Source organism: bacterium (assembly GCA_019695305.1).
In the GTDB taxonomy this organism is placed as follows: Bacteria; UBA10199; UBA10199; order UBA10199; family JAIBAG01; genus JAIBAG01.
In genome coordinates this window covers 88,487-109,825 of sequence record JAIBAG010000004.1, presented here as the reverse complement: position 1 = coordinate 109,825, position 21,339 = coordinate 88,487, and the positions used below count along the sequence as shown (strand labels likewise).

Below are 21,339 nucleotides of genomic sequence, written 5' to 3'. Positions count from 1 at the left end.
TTTAAAGTTTTAGCCTCTGTATAAACTCAATAAACTCTGGCGCCAGAGACTGTGAACCCCAAAAAGACAAATGATGCAAATCGCGAAACAGGAGTTTGCCATCAGCCACCGGGTAACAAAAATCATCAGGACACAAATTCAAGGAAGGATCCCAAAAATAAACATTCTTATTTTTTTCCATGAGTTCCGAAAGCGTTTTCAATTCGGTTTCCTGCTCCTGTACAAGTAATTTTTTAGAGGCCCTGCAGCTTTCATTGTCAGACCTGAACCACTCGGGGGCACATTGAGCCGCTGACAGGCCAAAAGAAGGCGTAGGGCCTGTAAATACAACGGAAACCCCCTTTAAGTTCACGGCAGAAACAAATGCCGATAAATCGGACATTGTTTTTTCATACACTTCCTTAGAAGACAGTTCACGTCCGTTTTCCAGATAAATACGAGACGGATTACCCCCTTCAAGAGACGAAGGTTTCTCAAAAAGGGAGCGTGCCCCGATCAGAACAATATCTCCCGGCTTTGAATTTTTAATAACCGAATCCAGAACATAATCAAAGTAATCTTTACACAGGTCGTAACGGTAGTTAATTCCTCCCACCATTTGAAAAGCACTGATTAAACGACAGTTGCTGATGGTTAATGCCGAATAACCATAACCCGTTTTTTGAGATACCGCTTCCAGCATGGGAACAAGGTGCTGGGCATGGGAATTTCCTATTAAATAAATAAATTTTTCATTTTTCTCTACGGTTGAACAACGTTCCAGCAGGTTGGGAGACAGAGCATCACGATATTCCAGATGGCAACTTCGTTGTGGTGTTTTAAGAGAAGGCGTCAGAGGTTCGTTTTCTTTGGGCCACAAATTATAATACTGAGAAACATTACCCAGATATAAACGGGAAGGAGGCAACTCATAGAGAGCATAAACGAGAACAAGACAAACAAGGCCACCGGCCATCCCCATGAGCACAACCTTCCCTCCCTTCACAGAAGCATGCCGGCAAGGCATTTCTATATAGGTGTAAGATAAATACGCAGCACTTATAAAAAGAAAACAAGCCACCACCACAGGTAAAAAATGTTCCAGATTAAAGTTCCAGCGCATGAGAACAAAAACGGGATAATGCCATAAATAAAGCGAATAAGACATGAGTCCGGCTTTAACAAACGGACCGGAACCAATGGTTTTATTCAGCGGCGAAGACGAAAATCCGGCAATAATAAAAAAAGCCGTACCCAAAACAACCAGTACATAATTCAATAAATTTCCCGGGCCTGCGTTAAAAGAAAAAAACAAAGCCACAATCAAACACAAACAGGCCGCATACTGTAAAATAATATTTATTTTTCTGCCTATAGAGGCAGCAATAGCATCCTTGTTTCTAAATAAAAGAACGCCAGTAAAAAGCTCCCAAAAGCGGGCCAGCGGATTATAAAACGCCGAAACACCGGCATGAAAGAGTAAATAAATCCAGTAGCCCAGAGATAAAAGAGCACACAGGCCGATAAGAATATCTACTTTAATCTTAGCACGAACCGACGCTATAAAAAGTCCGGCTGTTAAGATGAGAGGAAAAACAAAATAAAACTGTTCTTCTACACCTAATGACCAGGTATGAACAAAAGGATTAAGCGAAAGATCAGGGCTAAAATAATCAAAACGCGCGTATAACAGGGCCACATTACTGGCTCCTACAAGAGCTGCCGCAGCCGTTTTAAACAAGCTTCTCAATTCGGAAAATGGAATGAGTAAACAGCTTAAAATGAGGCTGATGATAATATTGACATAAAGAGCCGGAAGAATTCTTTTAATACGACGACTATAAAAAGAAAGTCCTCCCTTGAAATATCCGCTAACCAGACTCGCTTGCAACGATTGAGTCACCACAAATCCGGAAATCACAAAAAAGATATCTACTCCCAGAAACCCGTTTTTAAAAATACCGGGAAACAAATGGTATAAAATAACAAGAATAACTGCCACGGCCCGCAACCCATCAATATCGGGGCGATAATAATTTTTATTTTCAGGAATTAGTTTCAAGAATTATGTTTTCTTTTCAAGAACAAAAACAGCATCGGCGGATAACAGAGGCAAAACCATAGCGGCGCTTTTTACCTTAAATCCATGCAATTCACATTCGGCAGCAATTTGATTGAGGGGCATGGGACATGGAGCCGGCACATGGTTGCGCTTAATCCGGGACAAAACAAAATGCTTAAAACGCTGCAGGGGCGTATCTACACTACACGTAACAATAGCCAGTTTGCTTGTTAAGGCCGCAATTTCCTTTAAGGCCGCCCGTTTAATATCTAAAGGCACCCGATGAAGAAAACCCAGTGTTACCACACACGCAAATGAAGAGCGTGCAAACGGTGTTTTGGTAATATCGGCCTGGGTACAGCTTAATAATCTGCCTTGAGGATATTCTTCTTTCGCCATCGCCATCATTTCGGGAGAAATATCGCTGGCCACAATTTTGAAAGGAAAGTTGTGAAGAAGCTCGCCAAGAATACCCGTGCCGCAAGGGATATCTAAAAGCTGATCGGAAGATGTCCAAGTATACCGGCTCAATTCACGCGCAATTTTTTTATGTTCGAGCCATGTTACAAAACGGCCCCATGACCAATCTTTGGTATGGAAATTCTTATATTCCAGAGCTCGTTCCGGAGTACGATAGGCGTCTAGTGTATCTTTTTTATAATCAGTACTATTTTTCATTGAGGGAGTAGTGCGTAACTTTCAGAAACTTGTTTTTCATAAAATGATTTAACATAGATTCTGGTTGCCAAACTTTTAATTGCAGCAGGCCAGGAAAGGTAATTTAAAGAATCTAAAGCAACATACCAATGCTTAAGCTGCTCTTTAAGTAAAAAAAGATTGTAGACCGGCGATGATAAAACTCCCATTTGCTGGAAATAAGCTTTTAAAAAAGCATTCTCAGCTTTTCGGTCAGGCTCATTTAAGAAAAGCAAACGCTTATTCCCCCAATAGAGAATCCGGTAAGTCATTAAAAAACGAGCCAGATCTGCCTCATAAAAGGTCACTTTAGTTTTACCCGGATCCAGAAAATAAATAGTTTTTTCTGTATCAAGTAAAACATTTCGAATGTCAATGCCTTTAAAGGTAGGCACTTCAAAAGTTTGTGCCTTAAAATTACTAATAGATAAAATCTTCTTTAAAATACGCTCTGGCCAGGCACTTTTGCTATTCTTGGCCAATTCATGACAATAAAATTCATATTTAGACACAGAATCAGACAAACTAAAAAGACGAGAAGTAGAATGCAATTGATGAAAACGACCTAAACTTGCCCCTATTCTTCCCATCAAATCCTGTAATTGTTTACCATCCTTTATAAAACCAAAACGCCTTCGTAAATCCATACGACGGAACTGATGAATAATATCAGGAGCAAATATACGATCGGTAATAAGCGCATTATAGGCGGGAATTGTTCCGCGCAAATTAACCCAACGAACATTAAAGTGGTCCACTTTCCAATTTTGGTTCAAAAACCTCAAGCTGGCTGCTTCTTCATCACCTAATATTCGATCTTTATGATTAATAGGCAATATTTCAATATCGCTCCCTCTCATATTGTCTTTTGGAATTTTTACAAAAAAATGAAGTTCTTGTGAGGAAATGCTTAAGGGAAAGGTAAATGAAAAATAGTTTTTACTTAAAGGGCCTATGTGCACAGAATTCATATCGGCAACGCCCAGAATTTCTCTCGCCACCTGAAAGCCCAACTCCTGATAAGTTTTTTCGTTTGAACTTATAGCCATTTTTCAGCCCACATCTGAAAATTAAGCATCAACATTATTTTTTCGGCACGCCCGCCTTCGTAGCGATAAAAATTATCCATTTCTTTTTTGACTTCATGCTCATTTAAAACACCTGTTTTTTTAATTTGAGCGGAAGAAAGATAATCCTGAGCCATTGTTTTCCAGGGACCACGTAACCAGTCATAAAGAGGGATGGAAAACCCTCTTTTTGGCAAATTTAGAACTGATGGTTCAATATGAGCTTTCATCATCTGTTTTAAAATATGTTTATGGTCACCGCTTTTGTAAAGGTAGGGTAACGGCAGAGAAAAACTGAATTCAGCCAGACGGTGATCGAGCAAAGGATCACGGCATTCTAAAGAAACAGCCATTGAAGCCCGGTCTACCTTGGTTAAAATATCATCGGCCAGAAAAGTAGTGAAATCGGTACGCATCATATGATCGATAAAATCATGTTTGGATTCCAATTTTATCTCTTTCTCAAAAACCGTTCCCTCTACCATGTTCTCATGCTCCAGATTCAGCAAATCTCCTACAGAATTCATTGTCCATCCCTTTTCGTTCATAACCCGAATTAAATCGGATGGGCCACGAACACCTATAATATCCGTCGTTTTCTCATAGCGGGCTATGGTTTGAGGATTCCAGCGAGGACCTTTTGTTGTAGAGAGTGCTGCCGAGATTAAAGCCTGATATGGCAAAGCCCTTAAAAGATACTGAGCGGCCAGTCGCACAGGAAAAGGAAAACAGCGAAGACGATTATAACGTGCATTATAAGAGGGATAACTTCCGTACCCACAAAAAAGTTCGTCTCCTCCATCGGCCGAAAGAGCCACCTTCACATCTTGCCTGGCAAGACGGCACAGAATAGAGGTAGGAATACCCGATGTATCTCCAAATGGTTCATCCCATATTTCAACAAAACGTGAAAGCGCCTGCTGTGAATCGTAAGCGTTAATTGTTTTGATGGTGTGTTTTAAATCCAGACTGTTAGCAACCGCTGCGGCTTTTGTGCTTTCATCATAAAGAGGATCTTCAAATCCTATTGTGATTTGTTCCAAATCTACATTCAAACGCTTTTTAACAACCATTGCCAAAAAAGAGGAATCAACCCCTCCAGAAAGAAACATTCCCACTGGAACATCTGACACCAGACGATAGGAAAATGCACTATCACACAAAGCGGCTAATTGTTCACTCGCCTCTTCAAAAGATCCCTTAAACGAGCCTCTTTTTACAGAATCCAAACTCCAATACTGCACCAAAGAAGTTGTTCCGTTTTCCGAAATACGTAAAAAATGTCCCGCCGGAACTTTATAGGTATCCTGATAAATGGTGGTATCGCTTACCGTATAGCCAAAGCAAAAAAACTGCTGCAATCCCTTGCTTCTTAAAGTGCGAATAAATAGCGGGTGAGCATACAGTGCTTTTAATTCAGATCCGAATAAAATATTGTTTGAATTTTTTTGATAATAAAGAGGCTTTACACCCACGCGGTCTCTCACCAGACAAAGTGAACAGTTTCGCGTATCCCATACGGCAAAAGCAAACATACCAATAAACCGCTTTAAGGCTTCTTCTAAACCCCAGCAGTGAATAGCATTGACCACCACTTCGGTATCAGAATTACCAATGAAGCGATATCCTTTAGCCTCCAGATCGGGCTTGATTTCCCGAAAATTGTAAACCTCTCCGTTAAAAACAATGACAAGCGAACGATCGTGGCTCCACATAGGCTGATGACCGTTTGCAGAAAGATCAAGGATAGAAAGACGACGGTGAGCCAGCCCGATACGACCGTGATGATAAAAACCTTCATCATCGGGACCACGATGGAGGATAGCATCCGCCATCAATCGCAAATTAACAGGATCAACAGGACTTCCAAAACTTAATTCACCCGCTATTCCACACATATAGTCTTTTTCCCCATCACTCTCCAGATTTCAGAAAGCCGCTTTACCTTGTCATCAATCAGATAGTCGGCAAATACCGAACGTCTGGCTTCTTCTCCCAGCTTAGCGCGTATTTTTTCGTCAGATAGCAATAAGCGCCAGCGAGCAGCAAGGGCATCAACATCACCCGGAGCAATTAAAAAACCGTTTTCTCCGTCTTTAATCGCTTCACGCAAGCCTCCAACAGCCGAAGCCACAACAGGTTTTCCTAAAGCCATAGCTTCCAAAACTGCACGCCCAAAACCTTCCGCCAAAGAAGGATGCAATACAATATCCGCCAGACTTGCAATATTTAACGCGTCTTTTCTCCAACCCGTAAATCGCACATGTTCCAACAAACCATGTTTTTTGATTAAATCTTCCAGTTCATTCTTATAAGCACGATATTCCTCAATAACATGATCGCCTACAAAGTATAAACGCGCACGAGGAAAATCTTTTACCAGTTGTGCCAGGGCTAAAATGGCAAGATGTTGTCCTTTAGGACGATACAGCTGCGCCAGAACAACTGTATTAAGAAAACCGGAGTTGATATCGAGCTCTTTAGCCAGACCCGAGTTATCCTTATTTTCAACCTGGGATATAGTAGCAGGATCCAAACCAATTTCTAAAATCTGAATTTTCTTTTTATACCATTTCACCAGATAAGGATATCGATCATCCCTGTTTTTGGCGCAGAAAAAAAGAATTTTGGAGGCTAAAATAAAACAGACACGATCGATAAAGGGGTTAGCCAGTTCTCCCTTCACATAAAGCAAAGAAGGAATACCGGCAAGCCGTGCCCCAACACCTACACTCAGCATGGCCCGCACACAATTAGCATACACCACATTTATTTGTCGGCTCTTAAAAAAGCGGGCCAGCCGTACATTATAAAAAAACAGATCAACAGCCGATTTAATCCGGCCCAACAGACTATTTCGAAGTGCCTCTCCTCCATAACGACCCAGCATGCCGGGAGGAGGCATGACAACACATTCAATCCCTTGCGATCTGAAATAATCAAGCGCCACTCCGTCCAGGGGAGCCATCACGATAGGGGTAAAAAACCGGCGGTCCAAACGCTCCAAAATCATCTTTTGGGTTAAGAAATTACCGCCCATGCCCATAGGATAAGGCTCATAAAAAATAATTTTTATTGGATCTTCCTTTTTATTCATCACAAAAAAATAGAATCAGCGGGTTTCCCGCAAGCGCTTTAATTTTGACGGAAAAATAATTTTTAAAACTCTCATAAAAAAAGAAACCGTAAAAAAACATACCAGGGGCCTTACAATATCATTGGGAATAACACGCTCAAAAGTGCCATTTTCGATCAAATCGTTAAATAAAAGAATAAAGAAAACGATGACAGAAGGAGAATGCTTTGCAAGAAAAGAAATTTTTGGATAATATCGGGCAATAAGGCACGCCACACAAAAAACTACTATTGGAGAAAACCAATACCCAAAATAAAGATACAAAGTACCCTGAATACCCCAAGTTTCGCTATTATAATTGATCAAAGCATCATGATAAATATAATCATAAAGTTGATTAATTGTTAGTAAGTTGGAAAAAGGATCTCCCGGCATCAAATCATTAAAAATACGCATGACTGTATTCCAAGGATTAAAAGTTTCCCAAGGGGGGTGGATAAAATGATCGTTCAATATTAAAAATTGAGCCTGGAGACTGCTAAGTCGATGTAACAGCTCTGTGAGTCCAAAAAAAATTGTACTCATAATAGCATTATTCGAATCGAGTAAATTAAATCCTTTCTTTGCTGTTTCCCATATCACCTCAGGATCAGCCCCTGCCCTTAATAAAGGCCTGAGTACCTGGGCAAAAAGACCTGCAAAAATAACCAATGGTAACAATACAATAACCATCGTTATCTTTTTTAAATCATTAAAACTCAGCCTTCTTTCAAAATTAAGAAAAAACCAATAACTTGAAGCCATGACCAAAACAATAAAAACAGCCGATCGACTGCCTCCCGCACTATTGAGCAAGCAATAAGAAATGACCGGTAAAATAAGCAACCAGTTTCTTTTTTCAGATTTGTTATAGTTTAAAAGAATAAAAGCATAGAGGCAGATAAAATTGATAATATAAGGTGAAAAAAGACCATACCCGAATGAACCGGAACTTTCTCCAGTCATCATTCCTTCCCAGGCTTCGCTTGGCGATTTATAGTTTAAAAAAGTTAAAACAACCCAAATGAGCCAGAAACGCCAGTCTGCATTTAATATATAGGCATCAATTTTTTTAAAAATACGCAGAGGGAAAACAGGTTCAGTAGGCTTAGAACGCACCAGTAACGTCCCTAAAAGCCAGGCTAATAACAAAGAAAACAAGCTTATATAAACTATGCCCGCATCATGAGGATTAAAAAAGAAATTATTCAAATAAATATATTCCAGCTGTTTACCATCAAGATAAGGAAGAAATATATCAACGTAAGGGCGAATAAGATAAACTTTGAAAACATAAAATGAAATGAGTATCGTGAATAAAAAAACCCTGCCCGATAAAAACATGAGGGCGATCACAAAACACGACCCCATAAGAGCCAGACTCGCCACATAATTTTCATTAAAAAAATCATAAGCCGCAAACGGGATAGCAAAGCCGTAAAGAATAAAAAAAACTACTGCGAGCGTTCGTATTTTCATATTAAAATACTATTTATCTCCCTAGTCTCCAAAACTTAAAAACAAACAATATCCATAATTTTATTTTATAGCGGCCCCATTTTAATTGATTTAAACAAATCCTGATCTTTTCTTTTTCATCTCGCAAAAGATACAATCTACCCTGCATATAAATAAGCTCCTGACTTATTTTTTGATAACCTGATAAGGATGCCACATCGGGATTTTTCTGCAATTCATCCACGAATACTTTAAACTCATTGACCTGGCGTTCTTTTTGTTTTTGCCCTTCATTATTACCATGCAAGCGATAAAAGGCCAGAGGCTCCTGAACACTGTCCATTTTCCAGCTCATGGCTAAACGCACCGTTAAATCCATATCACCAATAACATGAAAACGTGGATCACAGCCCCTCTTTAAACTTTCAAAAGCAGTGCGACGCAAAACAAGCGTTAAAAGGCCAACAGGATAATCTAAAAGCAAGTCGTTAAGCACCCGGCCTCGGGGCAGCTTTTTTTTACGGAATATTTTTTTTACACCCGTTTCCTGCTGAACAATCCAGTAGTTACTACAAACAAAACCTACCTCAGAATCTGCTGTAAACAGAGGTATTTGTTGTTCCAGTTTACGGGGAGCCCATGTGTCATCAACATCTAAAAATGCAAAAAACTCTCCTTCTGCCTTTTTAACAGCATAATTCCGGGCTTCATAAAGAAAAGTATGTGTGGGAGCATAAAAATACTTCAGCCTGGAATCGCTATAGCTTTTAAAAATACTGGCACTCTCATCGGTAGACTGATTATCCCAAAAAATAATTTCAAAATTTTCATAAGTTTGCGCCAAAACGCTATCGATGGCCTCACGTAGATATTTTTGTCCGTTATAACAGTTCATGATAACGCTTACGAGAGGACTGTGATGACACGCAGAAGTGGAGAGTTCGGTCATACTGATTTGCTTAGTTGATCGGCCACATAGTCTATGTCGGCCGCAGAAAGGTCGGGATGAAGAGGAAGGGTTAAAAGTTCGGGGAAAAGAGATTCAGTTTGAGAGCAAGGAAGAGCTTTGGAATCATGATACAGACTTAAAAGATGGTTGGGCTGATAATGAACGCCCGTTTGAATACCTGCTGCCAAAAGTTTGTCTTGCAAAGCCTTGCGGTCTAATAATCCTTTAATGCGAACCACATAAATATGGGGAACAGCAGCGCTACTTCGCTTTAAAAGTTTTATTTTTGTATGCCCTTTAAACAATTCATCGTATCGGCTGGCCAGGGTTTGTCTTATTGCTGCCATATGAGGCATTTTTTTAAGCTGCACAAGGCCTATAGCCGCCATGATATTACTCATGTGATAACGCCAGCCCTGAAGGGTTACGTTAAATTCCCAGCTTCTCTGGCCCAAAAATCTTTTTTCGGAATCTTTTTCAACACCCAGTAAACGGGCGTCTTTTACTTTTTGTAAAATATCCACATCATCGGTAACAATACACCCGCCTTCTCCGCTAGTAATATTTTTAATGCCGTCAAAACTAAAACAGGTAATATCACCAAAACTGCCAATACGTTTCCCTTCATGAACGCTTCCAAAGGCATGAGCCGCATCTTCAATAACGCGCAACTGATGCTCACGGGCAAAGGCATAAATTTCGTCTCTGTTGCCTGACTCTCCTGCGTAATAAACGGGCATAATGGCTTTTGTTGAAGGAGTCAGTCTTTTTTGGGCATCTATTAAATCTACCAGGCAGGTATCGGGATGAATATCGCAAGCAACGGGTTTGGCACCGGTAGCCGAAATAGCCTGAAAAGACGCCACATAGGTAAGTGAAGGAACTAAAACTTCATCACCGGCCTTTAACCCACAGGCCTGAACGGCCAGATGCAGCGCCGCCGTACCATTTACCACACACACGGCGGGGCGCCCCAAAAAAGCACTTAATTCCTTTTCAAATTTCTCTACATAACTGCCCATTCCCAGATATTCGAAATCCAATACTTCCATAACCGCCTTTTTTTCTTCAGGACCTATACAGGATTTGGAGAGACGTATTATTTTTTGTGTCATGAACTATTGTTACCACTGATAGGGAATGAAAGGATCATCCACCGGTTTTACTTCGCTTTCCGAAGGATCATGCGGAATATCGGCACAATTGGCCAAAAGTGCCGGTACCGAAGAGATGCAGCTAAAACCATACCATAGTCCCGGAAGAATTTTTACGCGGGAATAAGCATCCGGTCTTCCCAGCTCTATAACCTGAAGCTGACCGTGGCTTTTGGAATGTTCGCGCGCATCATAAATCACCAGACGAATCCGTCCAACCGGAACCGCCAGATTTTGCGTTTGCTTGTGGTGACATTTCCAGGCCTTCACGGCACCCGGACGAATTTCTGAAAAATAGCATTCACCAAAGCGTGTAAATCCCTCTGCATCAGCACGTAACATATGCAAAACGGCACCACGCTCATCGGCAATTTGTCGAAGCGGGGTTAAAACAATCCCGTCTATTTGATCATGGATAGTCATTTATGGCTTTTAGTCCAAACAAGTTTTTTACTTACACCCTCTTTTTCGTAAAAAGAAATCTGATCCATGGTATGAGCATACATATCGGCATTATGCTTGTAATAAGCCTTGTACCAGTCACCAATCATGCGAATCGTATCATCGTAATTCAGATTGGGCTCCCACTTTAATTTAAGAAGTGCCTTGTCACAATTAAGCTTGAGCAAGCCAGCTTCATGAAAAGGAATATTATCTGTAATTTGGTACGCTTCCTGAGACGATTTAAAGCCCCAATGACGACCCAAATCACTCAAAAGTTCAACCACGGTACGATTTTGTTCAGCTCTAGGACCAAAATTAAATGTTTCACCATGAAGTGCATGATCTTGCAACAAGGCGTGGCCAAGAGTGAGATAACCGCTGATAGGCTCTAGCACATGCTGCCAAGGCCGTGTAGATTGAGGGCTCCTGATTTCGACAGTTTTAGATTCACTCCAGGCTCTCATGCAATCTACAACAATTCGGTCTTTAGCCCAATCTCCGCCTCCAATAACATTTCCGGCGCGCCCCACCCCAATACGCACAGGATGGTTTTTCGTAAAAAATGAATACAGGTACGATTTGATAACCAGCTCGGCTGCTCCTTTGGAACCACTGTAAACGTCCCTACCTCCCAATGCATCAGTTTCTCGATATCCCCATGGCCATTCAAGATTATCATAACATTTATCGCTAGTGACCATAATAGCAACACATGGTTTTTGTGCAAAACGTAAAGCTTCCAAAATATTCATAGTGCCCATGGCATTGGTCGTCATGGTTTCTACCGGGTTTTGATACGAAACCGATACAATGGCCTGAGCTGCCAGATGAAAAACAAAGTCGGGTTTTTCTTCTTCGATAACCTTACGAACGGTATTGAGATCTCTAACATCAGCAATAAGATGACGCATGTGTTGCGATAAATTTAATTCATCAAACATAGCCGGATGAGTAGGAATATCTTTGGAAAATCCAACAACTTCCGCGCCCAGTTTAAGTAACCAGGATGTTAGCCACCCCCCCTTAAAACCAGTGTGCCCGGTAACCAACACACGCTTATTTTTATATGCATCATTAAATATCATACACCTGCCTTTAGCCAGGGCGCTTTTCCAGTTGCCCACATTGCCTGTAAGGCTTCTTTATCTCTTACCGTATCCATACATTGCCAGTAACCAGGATGCTCATAGGCCATTAACTGGCCTTCCTGAGCCAAAGTTTCCAAAGGTGATTGTTCCAAAACGGTAGCATCATCAGTTAAGTAATCAAAAAAACCAGGTTCCAAAACAAAAAAACCTCCGTTAATCCAGCCCTCTCCCGACTGCGGTTTTTCTTTAAAGTGGGTCACTTTTCCCTTTTCCATATGAATGCCACCAAAACGCGCCGAAGGCCTGACGGCCGTAACAGTCGCCAAGCGTCCATGGGCACGATGTGCTTTTAACAAAGCAGCAATATCAACATCTGCTACTCCGTCTCCATAGGTAAGCATAAAAGTTCCATGAGCCTTCAAATGATTTTTAAGACGAAGTAAACGACCCCCTGTCATTGTGTTAGCCCCTGTATCAATCATTGATACCTGCCAATCTTCAGAGGTAGGATTTTTATAATCGACTTGTCCATTTTTTAAGTTAACCGTTAAATCGCTTTGACGAGCATGATAATGTAAAAAATAATCTTTAATAACCTCTCCCTTATAGCCTAAGGCCAAAGTAAAATCTTTAAAGCCGTAACGTTCGTATATTTTCATTACATGCCACAAAATAGGTCGTCCGCCAATTTCAACCATGGGCTTGGGTTTAATCTGGGTCTCTTCAGAAAGGCGAGTACCTAATCCACCACATAAAATAACTGTTTTCATGATCTATCCTTATAAAGGGTTTTATACATCAGCAAGAGCCTGATATCCAATACTGCTCTCCCACAAAACCTTCTTCAAAACTTGTATATCCTGCGCGATTCATGATGTCTTGGAATTCTTTTCTGGTCCTTCCCCACCCCCAAAACTGGCCACGATGGAATAAACCTGTTTTTTCCAAACACGCTCTCAGAAAAGCTTTCACTTTTCTGCCTTTAGAAATCACATGCCCTTTCATAGAGGCCGGCACATCTTCTAAAGAGCCAAAAATAAGCAGCTGTCCCTTCCCGGGAACAAGACAGGAACGAATATCTGCCAAACAACGAACCAGAGAATCGGTATCAAAAGCATATTCAACAACAGAAAGATAAACCAGGTCAAATAAAACCCTTTTCGGTAAACACTCGGGAATATAGCCCAACAGTTTATGATCATCCCCAAATTCAGAACCAACCCATTTCCATGCATGAGGGGTCACATCGTGCACATACAAATCAACACCCGTATTAAGGGAGCGAATATAATGCTCCATGAAACCCAAACCACAACCCACAGAAAGAACCTTCCCTGTTTTGCACTTTTTAATAACAAAATCGGCGCATGCTTCTTTCACCCCACGCCACGACTGTGATATCTCATTCCAATTCTGGTATCTTTTAAAAAATTCTATATAAAATTTGGAATAAAAATCGCTATCAGCCAAATTTTGGGATGAGATAACAGCAAAATCGGAAAACTGGATTCCCTGCCATTCATTTTGAAACATCTTATACATATTTATGAGTCAAAAAAACTATATGGACAATGACTGTAAAAAAATATTTAAGTTGGCATCATTAACAGGACTAAACCCTGTCATAACACGAGTACGAATGAGATTAAAGGCGGTTTTAAATTCATCTTTTCGGGTCACAAAAACTTCCATAATACGCCCCGAAATTTCGTTCTCTTCAAGAGCCCGCAAAACAGGAAACTCATCCTGCAGAATATCCAGATAATTTTCCATCACCCCAAGCTCACTCCTTAAAGGCAAAAGAACACATCCTGCCAACACGACATCATAAACTCCGGCTGTTCCCAAAGCAACGCAACAAGACACTTCTTTCATTTCATCATATATTTCTCCATCCGCCCAGCGCCAGCCCTCCGGCAAAGAAACAAGACCGGCCAATTCCAAAACAGATTCTCTACCCGTCATAGGATGTGGTTTAACCGTTACCGGCACATTTAAGGAAGAAAGCAAGGGCGCCTGAGACACCATTTTGTGTAAAATTTCAGAGCTTAGGTCATTATCCAAAGACAGTAAAATCAAAAGTCCTTTCTTCTTTATATCATCAGGCTCTTGTAAAAATTGCTGTCTTAAAGCAGGACCTGCTAGCACACGTTCTGCCGGGACTCCCTGTTTTAAAAAAACTTCTTTTCCTATATTTCCGTTTGTTACCACAACATCTGGGTTCATAATAGAAACCCACTCGCTGGGCAGCGACCAGAAAGCTAAAAAATCTCTCGAAGCTACAGAGTGATTATACCCCACAAACTTTACCGATTTCAGATGACCTTTAAGTGCATGAACCTGAACATGTTCCGGGGGCATGCCCTCATAAACATCCAGAAGAGTGAGATGCTCAAAATTTTGTGCCCAACGTTTTAAAGCAGGCCCATAAAGCCAAAAACGAACTTGAGCCATAGAAACTAGTTGTTCAAAGCGCTCACGGCAAACAAGCGCTCCAATGTGCACTCTGTTTAAAACAGGATTCATTTTTACAAAAACGGAACGTATATGGTTAAAAAAACTCTTCACATAATCCGTACATGTTAAGTAATCGGCAGGAACAACAGTGTCATTTTGACGTAGAAAACGATAAACCTCAAATAAGGGTTTACGGACATTATAAAGCCAGGGCAAAAAATAAACCTGTTTTCCTTGTTTCTTAATCCATGAGGGAAACATTGCAAAATAACGATCCACAATACTGCCATCAGCTTTGAAGGCCTTATCATCAAGACATTGATGAACAAGGACTGCTCGTCCGGCAGGATTTTTCTGAGGAGTTCTTGTTTTTCTTGCAAACCAGGCATGTTTTACAGCATGAAACACTTCTCTCACTACATTAACCCCAGTACGGTAAATAAACCTGGAAATATCTTTAAAAGTTCCTCTCCAAGTTAAAATGCTTTTGCTTACGGTATAAGTGAGTCTTAAATTTTCCTTAAAAAACTTCAATAAGAACGTGTCTTCACACACAATAAGTATCTTATCGACAGAAAGGCATTTCTTTTTTAGTTGCTCGTTTAAAGCACACAACTGACAAAAATGGATGAATAAAAGAGCAACCATATTGTTTCTGCCCGCCACATGCGACATCCACCAGTACAGTGAATCCTTATTAGCCTGGCGCTGCGCCTCAACCCATTTTAAAAATTCACCCCTATTTTCTTCAAATTTATCTCGAATTCCCTTTGATAATGACACCCTCTGACCACCAATGCGCGCTTCACAATACTTCATACGCGTATAACGGGTACCAACATATATCCATACACCACTCCATTTTATTGGAGCATCGGCATGGCATAAAATAACTTTCATTTAGACGGAGTGTAAATCAGGAACGGCATTATTATTTAAGCCTTCAATAGCAGCACGACCCATTGCTAAAATGGCTTCCCAAGCACTGCCTCCCAGATGAGGTGTAGCAAAAAAATTGGGAAGCTTAAGAAGTTCCTGATCCTGTGGAGGCTCGATATGAAACACGTCAAAGGCCGCAGCTGCCATTTTTTTTTTAGTGAGCATTTCTTTTAAAAAAACTTCATCCACCAAACCACCTCTGGCTGCATTAATCAGGATGGCCTCCGGCTTCATAAGTGAAAGATGTTGTTTATCCAGCATCCCGCGTGTTGTCTCATCAAGAGGAACGTGCAGAGTAACAATATCGGCAGAAGATAAAAGAAATTTTAAATCCACTTTTTTAATTCCATGTTCTTTATAAAAATCGGCATAATCCCTAATATCATAAACCAGAATTTCGCAATTAAACGGCTTGAGTAAATAAACCAGATCTTTGCCGATATGGCCGCAGCCAATAATACCCACTTTTTTGCCCGTTAATTGCCCGCCAATATGCTGCCGCCAGGTACCGTTTAAAACTTCCTGATGGGCCAAAGGCAAATGGCGCAACATCATAATGGCAAAGGCAATAACAAGTTCGGAAACGGAACGTTTATTAACGCCTCCTATCCATCCCAAACTCTTGCCATGAGCCTTCATCGCTTTCATATCAATCATATCCAAACCCACACCGTATTTACTAATCACTTTAAGTTCAGGAAGGCGGGATAAAACAGATTCGTCAATAGTCTCAAGTGCGGTAATGGCTTTTTCATATCCTTTTAAAAATTCCACCAGGCTGTCTCCGTTTAATGAAAGTCCCGCATCATTAAACTTGGCCTCAGGATAATGGGCCAAAAGTTCTGCACGCAATACAGGATTATTGGAAAAAGATCGGGAACAAACGGCAACTTTTGTAGAAGAACTCATTGAGAAATACTTGCGAGGGATTCTCGACATTGAATTTTAAAAAGATCGTCAGGCTTCACCTGAACACGCTCAATAGCAGCATCGGTTCCTACAGGAAAAATTAATCCCAGCATGGTGCTGGTATTTTTTTTGTCTTTCATGAGAGCAGACAATAAAGCATCAAAAGAAACTTCTGTTTTAGAAAACGCATGATAATTTTCTTTTAAAATACCATGCATGCGTTCATATTCACCGGCAGGCATCAATCCACGTTTTACCGAAATAAAATTAGCCATATCCATACCCATAGTTACAGCAATACCGTGAGGTACGGCATAACGCGTAGCCGATTCAACCGCATGCCCAAAACTGTGCCCGTAATTAAAAATATTGCGTATTCCCCGGTCAAATTCATCCTGTTCAATAAATCTTTTTTTAATCAAAAGAGCTTCCCGGATATATTTTAGTAAAATTTTCCGGTCGGCAAACAAGGCTTTAAAATCGGCAGCCAGGTTATTAAAAGACTTCTTCCCATCAATGGCATGAACTTTAATAATTTCACCCACGCCTGAATGAATATCTTTCTTTTCAAGAGTATCTAAAAATTGTGTATTAATAAAAATCTGATCGGGAGGATTAAAAGTACCTAGAATATTTTTAGTATCGCCAAGATTAATAGAACTTTTTGAACCAATACAGGAATCGGCCTGTGCCAACAATGTTGTGGGAACAAAACGCCAGCGAAGACCACGCAATAAGGTACTGGCAATAAAACAGGTAATGTCTTGAATAATTCCGCCACCGATAGCAACAAGCATATGATCGCGGCGCACTTTGTTAGCAACCAACTTTTTAAAAACGGGAATAATCTGCTCCAGCGATTTATTGTCTTCAATAGCTTCTATAATAATCAGATTGGGATGTTTTAATATTGGGGCAAGTTCATCCTTATATAAGCGAGCTACATTGGCATCGATTAAAAAATGAGGTTCACCCTCTAGCAAAGGATCAATACCTAGAGATAAGAGATTATGAAAAAGAACCGAATAAACCCCTTTGTAAGATTTAACGTTGATTATTTCAGACACGGGTAAAGCCCCCATCTATGGCAATATTCTGACCCGATAAATAGGTATTTTCTTCACTGGAAAGCCAAAGTACCAAGCGCGCAATTTCATCTGTCTGTCCAAACCGGGCCGCCGGAATGGATGGAAGAATAGCTTTCACTCCTGCATCTCCTAACACCCGGCGCGTCAACTCAGTATCAATAAAACCTGGCGAGATACAATTGGCCACAATACCGTCTGCAGCATGCTCTGCAGCCAAAGCCGTAGTTAGACCGTCCAGTGCAAATTTACTGGAAGAATAAGACGCTCTTTGAGCCTTACTAATTTTTCCCCAAATAGAAGAAAGGTTCACAATACGACCCCACTTTTTCTTTTTCATCGAAGGGAGAGCCGCACGACACAACATGAAAGGAGCAAACACATTAACCTGCTGGATTAATAAAAATTCTTCGGGAGTAATATCGACAAATGGAGCTATTTTATTAATACCTGCATTGTTAATCAAAATATCGGGTGCACATTGGTTTACAAAATCAGCGCATTTCTGAATTTGGTCCCGATCACTAAAATCAGCACTCACCCATTCCTGGCATATAGCTGCATCACCCTGTCCTGCTTTTGTATGAGTTCCAATAACATAGGCCCCCTCAGCTCTAAACGCCAGCGCCATAGCTTTTCCAATGCCACGAGAAGCGCCAGTAACCAGTACTTTTTTTCCCGAAAAACGCATTACACCTTGCCTTTTTGCAGCTTACATTGAAACCAGTGTGCCAAAACATGGTTCATAATCAGATGAGCATCTTCAACAGGACCATAGTCACCTTTTATGGTGGGGGCATGAATCACCACATCGCACATATTTTTTAATTTACCACCGTCAAAACCTAAAAATCCGATAACACGCCCACCGTGAGATTTTACCCATTCAACAGCATTCACCACATTGGGTGAATTGCCACTGGCCGAAATCACCAGCAATCTGTCTCCTGGTTTGTAATGTATTTTTAACTGGCTGGTGAACAGATTTTCATACCCCACATCATTAGCAATGGCCGTAATCACAGAACTGTTGTCCGTTAACGCAAACAATTTAAAGGGTTTGTCTACCCCTGTTTTTTTAATGATATCAAAACCAATATCATTAGCCATGGTTGTAGCCGTTGCCGCCGATCCACCATTGCCCGCTACAAATATAGTCCTGCCCTCATTTCTGGCGGTTTCCAGTTCAGCCTCCAAAGCCACCATTGAAGCAATATCCATTCCATCCAAAACGGCTTTTAAATAGTTAAAATATTTTTTAGCAAACTGTCCGATGTTTTCATCGGATTTAAATAAATTATTTACGTTATTCATAACTCAATCCTCTTTTATTTTTTATATACATCACTCAAAACATTTGGATCAGGAATCTGGTAAGTTTTACGCCAAACAGGATCAGAATAATAAATATTATAAACCAGCTGCATGGTACGCAAGGCATCTTCAGATGTTCCACTCTGCACAGGCTTATCATGTAAAATAGAGTCGGCAAAAGAAATGATTTCCTCATCCCAAGAAGGATCTCGATTATAACGAGTAATCTGTTCTTTAGGATCACCACGATCATTATCTGGATCGGCGTGTATTACCGTTAAGGTTTCATCACCATAACTTTTTGTTCCCGACAAAATACCACCTAAAGTAAGGCTGCCTTTTTGCAAATTAATATCTAAATGAAATCGGTGCCTCCACTGAGTGGCAGATGAGCTGAGCATGCCCACAACGCCATCAGGTGTACGCATCAGTGCATAAGCATTATCTTCTACGTCATATCCCCAATGACTGTTAGAAACAAAACTATGAACTTCACTAAAATCTCCTCCAAAAAGCCTCATCAAATCCACCATATGGATTCCTTGATCGAGTAATACTCCTCCACCTGCAATAGCACGTTTGGTACGCCAGTCTGACTGGTTAAAGGTAACAAGCTTGGCTTTACCATACAAACCGCGCATGTTGATAACACGACCCAATTGACCTGATCTGAGTATCTTTAAAGCATCCTGAACCGAATCGTGATAACGATGGTTAAACCCATACATCAGCTTAAGACGGGGATTCTTTTTTTCATAAGTTCTTACCCGCACAATATCGTCAACATTGCGTCCGGGCGGCTTTTCACAAAAAACATGGAGGTTACATTCAAGACCTGCAATCGTCACCTCTGCAGCAATATCATTAGTTAAACAAACTATTAAAACATCCAGTTTTTCCTGAAGTAATTGCTTGTAGTCTTGATGATAACGAACACCGTTCTCCAGAGTACCCGACCCGTTAAACGTACGATCGCAAACGGCTACCACTTCCATTTGAGGATGGCGGTCGATACAATCTTTACGCCGTTTTCCCACCACTCCAAATCCGGCTATCCCAACACGTAATGTAGATTTTTTAATAATCATTTTGAAAACTCATGATACCAGCCAAGGGCAGTTTCAAAACCGTCTCTTAAAACAGCGCTATCGCAACGGTAGGACACAAAACGAAAACCGGAATCCAGAAGAAGTTTTAAATATTCTTTATCACGGGCAACAGACCCCGCTACCAGGCCATGACTTTCAATTATAGACACCTGATCGCGCAAAGCCCCCAACACTTTAGGATGGGTTAAATCGCCGGGAACACCATACACCTGAGAGAGATCATAGACCCCCAGATAAATCATATCTAAATGAGGAACTTTGGCGATTTCGGGAATATTACGAATTCCTTCTTCGCCTTCAACAAGAACACCTACAAACATTTGTTCATTGGCATGAGCCATTTTTTTTGCCAGATCACGATCTGAGTATCCGTGATTACGTGTGAAAGGCGACAATCCACGGTCTCCTTCGGGAGCATATTTACAGGCTCTCACAAAAGTCTCTGCCTGCTTGGCGGTTGCCACCTGAGACATCATCACATTTTGAACGCCAATTTCTAAAGCATGAAGAATATGATGAGGCTGAGGATCGCTTAAGCGGATAATAGGAGTACACCCTCCCACTTCGGAGGCATAAATTTCTCTTTCGGCCGTCTCAAAACTCATCGGGCCGTGCTCCATATCAATAATAACAAAATCCAGATCGGTTTCGGCAATCACATTCACAACCGAAGGCGAAGACAACATGGACCAGGTTCCAAAAACACGTCCACCCGATTTTAACTTTGCTTTAAGCTTATTTGTGTATTTCATTTTTTCTTCCCATATTGCTGGTAAAAAGGATCTTGGCTCATAGCGGCTTCAGCTTCTTGCCTGTCTTTTTCAGTGTCTACCGAAATACTTTGAAAGGGGGAACGAATTGCTCTCACTTTTACACCATGCTCAATCGCTCTTAATAATTCGATGGATTCAACACGTTCATAAGGCATCATTGCCATATCTTCAAAGGCCATCAAAAACTTTTTACGAAAAGGCATAATGGCCACTTGTTTAAGACGAGGCCCTATCTCATTACGTGTATTCGACGGAACAGGTGAGCGTGTCATAAATAAAATATCATTGTATTTATCTACCAACACCTTAACCTCATTCGGATCCAGCCATTCCTGTTCATTTGCATCGGCTACTAATGTTCCTAACTGAACAGCTTTATCCTTCAACAAAGGCTCAACAGCCAAATTGATCATATCCGGATGCACAAGAGGTTCATCACCCTGCACCACCACCACAATATCATCATCATCTAAATCAAGTTGTTTACAAGCTTCGGCAACACGCAAGCCGGGTCTCGAAATATCGGGGTCTGTCATAAGAAATTTACCCCCAAAACCCAACACCGCATCACGAACAATGTCGTCACATCCGGCTACAAATACTTCATCTACTTTATCGGCCAATAATGAACGCTTGTAGACATGTTCCACCATGGGCATATTCAAAATTTTACACAGGGGTTTTCCAGGGAAACGTGAGGCCCCCATACGGGCAGGAATACCAATAACAACTTTCATAATT

At 40.9% G+C, this 21,339-nt stretch carries 20 protein-coding genes; all 20 read right to left on the bottom strand.

Features of this window, described 5'->3' with window-relative positions:
- Position 1: 1 nt before the first annotated feature.
- A complete protein-coding gene (locus tag K1X76_03535) occupies positions 2-2,041 on the bottom strand; it encodes an acyltransferase (GenBank protein MBX7148133.1) in 2,040 nt (679 codons plus the stop codon).
- 3 nt (positions 2,042-2,044) lie between these two features.
- A complete protein-coding gene (locus K1X76_03530) occupies positions 2,045-2,719 on the bottom strand; it encodes a class I SAM-dependent methyltransferase (protein ID MBX7148132.1) in 675 nt (224 codons plus the stop codon).
- Entirely contained in the window at positions 2,716-3,786 is a 1,071-nt protein-coding gene (locus K1X76_03525) for a hypothetical protein (GenBank protein MBX7148131.1), read from the bottom strand. The genes K1X76_03530 and K1X76_03525 overlap by 4 nt, the downstream gene beginning before the upstream one ends.
- Positions 3,777-5,702, bottom strand: coding sequence for an asparagine synthase (glutamine-hydrolyzing) (gene asnB / locus K1X76_03520; GenBank protein MBX7148130.1), 1,926 nt, complete (start codon positions 5,700-5,702; stop codon positions 3,777-3,779). The genes K1X76_03525 and asnB overlap by 10 nt, the downstream gene beginning before the upstream one ends.
- On the bottom strand, positions 5,690-6,901 hold the full coding sequence (locus K1X76_03515) for a glycosyltransferase family 4 protein (protein ID MBX7148129.1): 1,212 nt from the start codon (positions 6,899-6,901) through the stop codon (positions 5,690-5,692). The genes asnB and K1X76_03515 overlap by 13 nt, the downstream gene beginning before the upstream one ends.
- 15 nt (positions 6,902-6,916) lie before the next feature.
- A complete protein-coding gene (locus K1X76_03510; GenBank protein ID MBX7148128.1) occupies positions 6,917-8,263 on the bottom strand; it encodes a hypothetical protein in 1,347 nt (448 codons plus the stop codon).
- Between the two features lie 148 nt (positions 8,264-8,411).
- On the bottom strand, positions 8,412-9,272 hold the full coding sequence (locus tag K1X76_03505) for a glycosyltransferase (protein MBX7148127.1): 861 nt from the start codon (positions 9,270-9,272) through the stop codon (positions 8,412-8,414).
- A 50-nt stretch (positions 9,273-9,322) separates the two neighbouring features.
- A complete protein-coding gene (locus tag K1X76_03500) occupies positions 9,323-10,441 on the bottom strand; it encodes a DegT/DnrJ/EryC1/StrS family aminotransferase (protein ID MBX7148126.1) in 1,119 nt (372 codons plus the stop codon).
- Positions 10,442-10,450: 9 nt separating this feature from the next.
- On the bottom strand, positions 10,451-10,903 hold the full coding sequence (locus tag K1X76_03495) for a dTDP-4-dehydrorhamnose 3,5-epimerase family protein (GenBank protein MBX7148125.1): 453 nt from the start codon (positions 10,901-10,903) through the stop codon (positions 10,451-10,453).
- On the bottom strand, positions 10,900-12,006 hold the full coding sequence (rfbG, locus tag K1X76_03490; GenBank protein ID MBX7148124.1) for a CDP-glucose 4,6-dehydratase: 1,107 nt from the start codon (positions 12,004-12,006) through the stop codon (positions 10,900-10,902). Before rfbG ends, K1X76_03495 begins: the two co-directional genes overlap by 4 nt.
- Positions 12,006-12,782, bottom strand: coding sequence for a glucose-1-phosphate cytidylyltransferase (rfbF, locus tag K1X76_03485; GenBank protein ID MBX7148123.1), 777 nt, complete (start codon positions 12,780-12,782; stop codon positions 12,006-12,008). The genes rfbG and rfbF overlap by 1 nt, the downstream gene beginning before the upstream one ends.
- 28 nt (positions 12,783-12,810) lie before the next feature.
- Positions 12,811-13,545, bottom strand: a complete 735-nt coding sequence (locus tag K1X76_03480) for a class I SAM-dependent methyltransferase (GenBank protein MBX7148122.1) — start codon at positions 13,543-13,545, stop codon at positions 12,811-12,813.
- Positions 13,546-13,572: 27 nt separating this feature from the next.
- Entirely contained in the window at positions 13,573-15,369 is a 1,797-nt protein-coding gene (locus K1X76_03475) for a hypothetical protein (GenBank protein ID MBX7148121.1), read from the bottom strand.
- Positions 15,370-16,317 (bottom strand): phosphoglycerate dehydrogenase, encoded by a 948-nt coding sequence (locus tag K1X76_03470; protein ID MBX7148120.1) that lies wholly within the window; start codon positions 16,315-16,317, stop codon positions 15,370-15,372.
- Positions 16,314-17,384 carry an iron-containing alcohol dehydrogenase gene (locus K1X76_03465; GenBank protein ID MBX7148119.1) on the bottom strand — a complete coding sequence of 357 codons (1,071 nt, stop codon included), beginning with the start codon at positions 17,382-17,384 and terminating at the stop codon, positions 16,314-16,316. The genes K1X76_03470 and K1X76_03465 overlap by 4 nt, the downstream gene beginning before the upstream one ends.
- Entirely contained in the window at positions 17,377-18,093 is a 717-nt protein-coding gene (locus tag K1X76_03460) for an SDR family oxidoreductase (protein ID MBX7148118.1), read from the bottom strand. Before K1X76_03460 ends, K1X76_03465 begins: the two co-directional genes overlap by 8 nt.
- The gene (locus K1X76_03455) at positions 18,093-18,716 is read right to left on the bottom strand and encodes an SIS domain-containing protein (GenBank protein ID MBX7148117.1); all 624 of its coding nucleotides are present in this window, start codon (positions 18,714-18,716) and stop codon (positions 18,093-18,095) included. The genes K1X76_03460 and K1X76_03455 overlap by 1 nt, the downstream gene beginning before the upstream one ends.
- A gap of 14 nt (positions 18,717-18,730) precedes the next feature.
- Positions 18,731-19,804, bottom strand: a complete 1,074-nt coding sequence (locus tag K1X76_03450; protein ID MBX7148116.1) for a Gfo/Idh/MocA family oxidoreductase — start codon at positions 19,802-19,804, stop codon at positions 18,731-18,733.
- Positions 19,801-20,577: a hypothetical protein gene (locus tag K1X76_03445; protein ID MBX7148115.1), complete on the bottom strand. Its 777-nt coding sequence runs from the start codon at positions 20,575-20,577 to the stop codon at positions 19,801-19,803. Before K1X76_03445 ends, K1X76_03450 begins: the two co-directional genes overlap by 4 nt.
- Positions 20,574-21,335, bottom strand: coding sequence for a 3-deoxy-manno-octulosonate cytidylyltransferase (gene kdsB / locus K1X76_03440; protein ID MBX7148114.1), 762 nt, complete (start codon positions 21,333-21,335; stop codon positions 20,574-20,576). Before kdsB ends, K1X76_03445 begins: the two co-directional genes overlap by 4 nt.
- Between the last annotated feature and the right edge of the window lie 4 nt (positions 21,336-21,339).

Bases quoted from the DNA above. Each gene is read 5' to 3' on its own strand.
- asnB (MBX7148130.1), bottom strand. From the start codon at position 5,702: ATGTGTGGAATAGCGGGTGAATTAAGTTTTGGAAGTCCTGTTGATCCT.
- K1X76_03475 (MBX7148121.1), bottom strand. From the start codon at position 15,369: ATGAAAGTTATTTTATGCCATGCCGATGCTCCAATAAAATGGAGTGGT.
- K1X76_03445 (MBX7148115.1), bottom strand. From the start codon at position 20,577: ATGAAATACACAAATAAGCTTAAAGCAAAGTTAAAATCGGGTGGACGT.
- K1X76_03495 (MBX7148125.1), bottom strand. From the start codon at position 10,903: ATGACTATCCATGATCAAATAGACGGGATTGTTTTAACCCCGCTTCGA.
- K1X76_03470 (MBX7148120.1), bottom strand. From the start codon at position 16,317: ATGAGTTCTTCTACAAAAGTTGCCGTTTGTTCCCGATCTTTTTCCAAT.
- K1X76_03525 (MBX7148131.1), bottom strand. From the start codon at position 3,786: ATGGCTATAAGTTCAAACGAAAAAACTTATCAGGAGTTGGGCTTTCAG.
- K1X76_03500 (MBX7148126.1), bottom strand. From the start codon at position 10,441: ATGACACAAAAAATAATACGTCTCTCCAAATCCTGTATAGGTCCTGAA.
- K1X76_03510 (MBX7148128.1), bottom strand. From the start codon at position 8,263: ATGTTTTTATCGGGCAGGGTTTTTTTATTCACGATACTCATTTCATTT.
- K1X76_03505 (MBX7148127.1), bottom strand. From the start codon at position 9,272: ATGAACTGTTATAACGGACAAAAATATCTACGTGAGGCCATCGATAGC.
- K1X76_03450 (MBX7148116.1), bottom strand. From the start codon at position 19,804: ATGATTATTAAAAAATCTACATTACGTGTTGGGATAGCCGGATTTGGA.
- kdsB (MBX7148114.1), bottom strand. From the start codon at position 21,335: ATGAAAGTTGTTATTGGTATTCCTGCCCGTATGGGGGCCTCACGTTTC.
- K1X76_03455 (MBX7148117.1), bottom strand. From the start codon at position 18,716: ATGAATAACGTAAATAATTTATTTAAATCCGATGAAAACATCGGACAG.
- rfbF (MBX7148123.1), bottom strand. From the start codon at position 12,782: ATGAAAACAGTTATTTTATGTGGTGGATTAGGTACTCGCCTTTCTGAA.
- K1X76_03480 (MBX7148122.1), bottom strand. From the start codon at position 13,545: ATGTTTCAAAATGAATGGCAGGGAATCCAGTTTTCCGATTTTGCTGTT.
- K1X76_03530 (MBX7148132.1), bottom strand. From the start codon at position 2,719: ATGAAAAATAGTACTGATTATAAAAAAGATACACTAGACGCCTATCGT.
- K1X76_03460 (MBX7148118.1), bottom strand. From the start codon at position 18,093: ATGCGTTTTTCGGGAAAAAAAGTACTGGTTACTGGCGCTTCTCGTGGC.
- K1X76_03515 (MBX7148129.1), bottom strand. From the start codon at position 6,901: ATGAATAAAAAGGAAGATCCAATAAAAATTATTTTTTATGAGCCTTAT.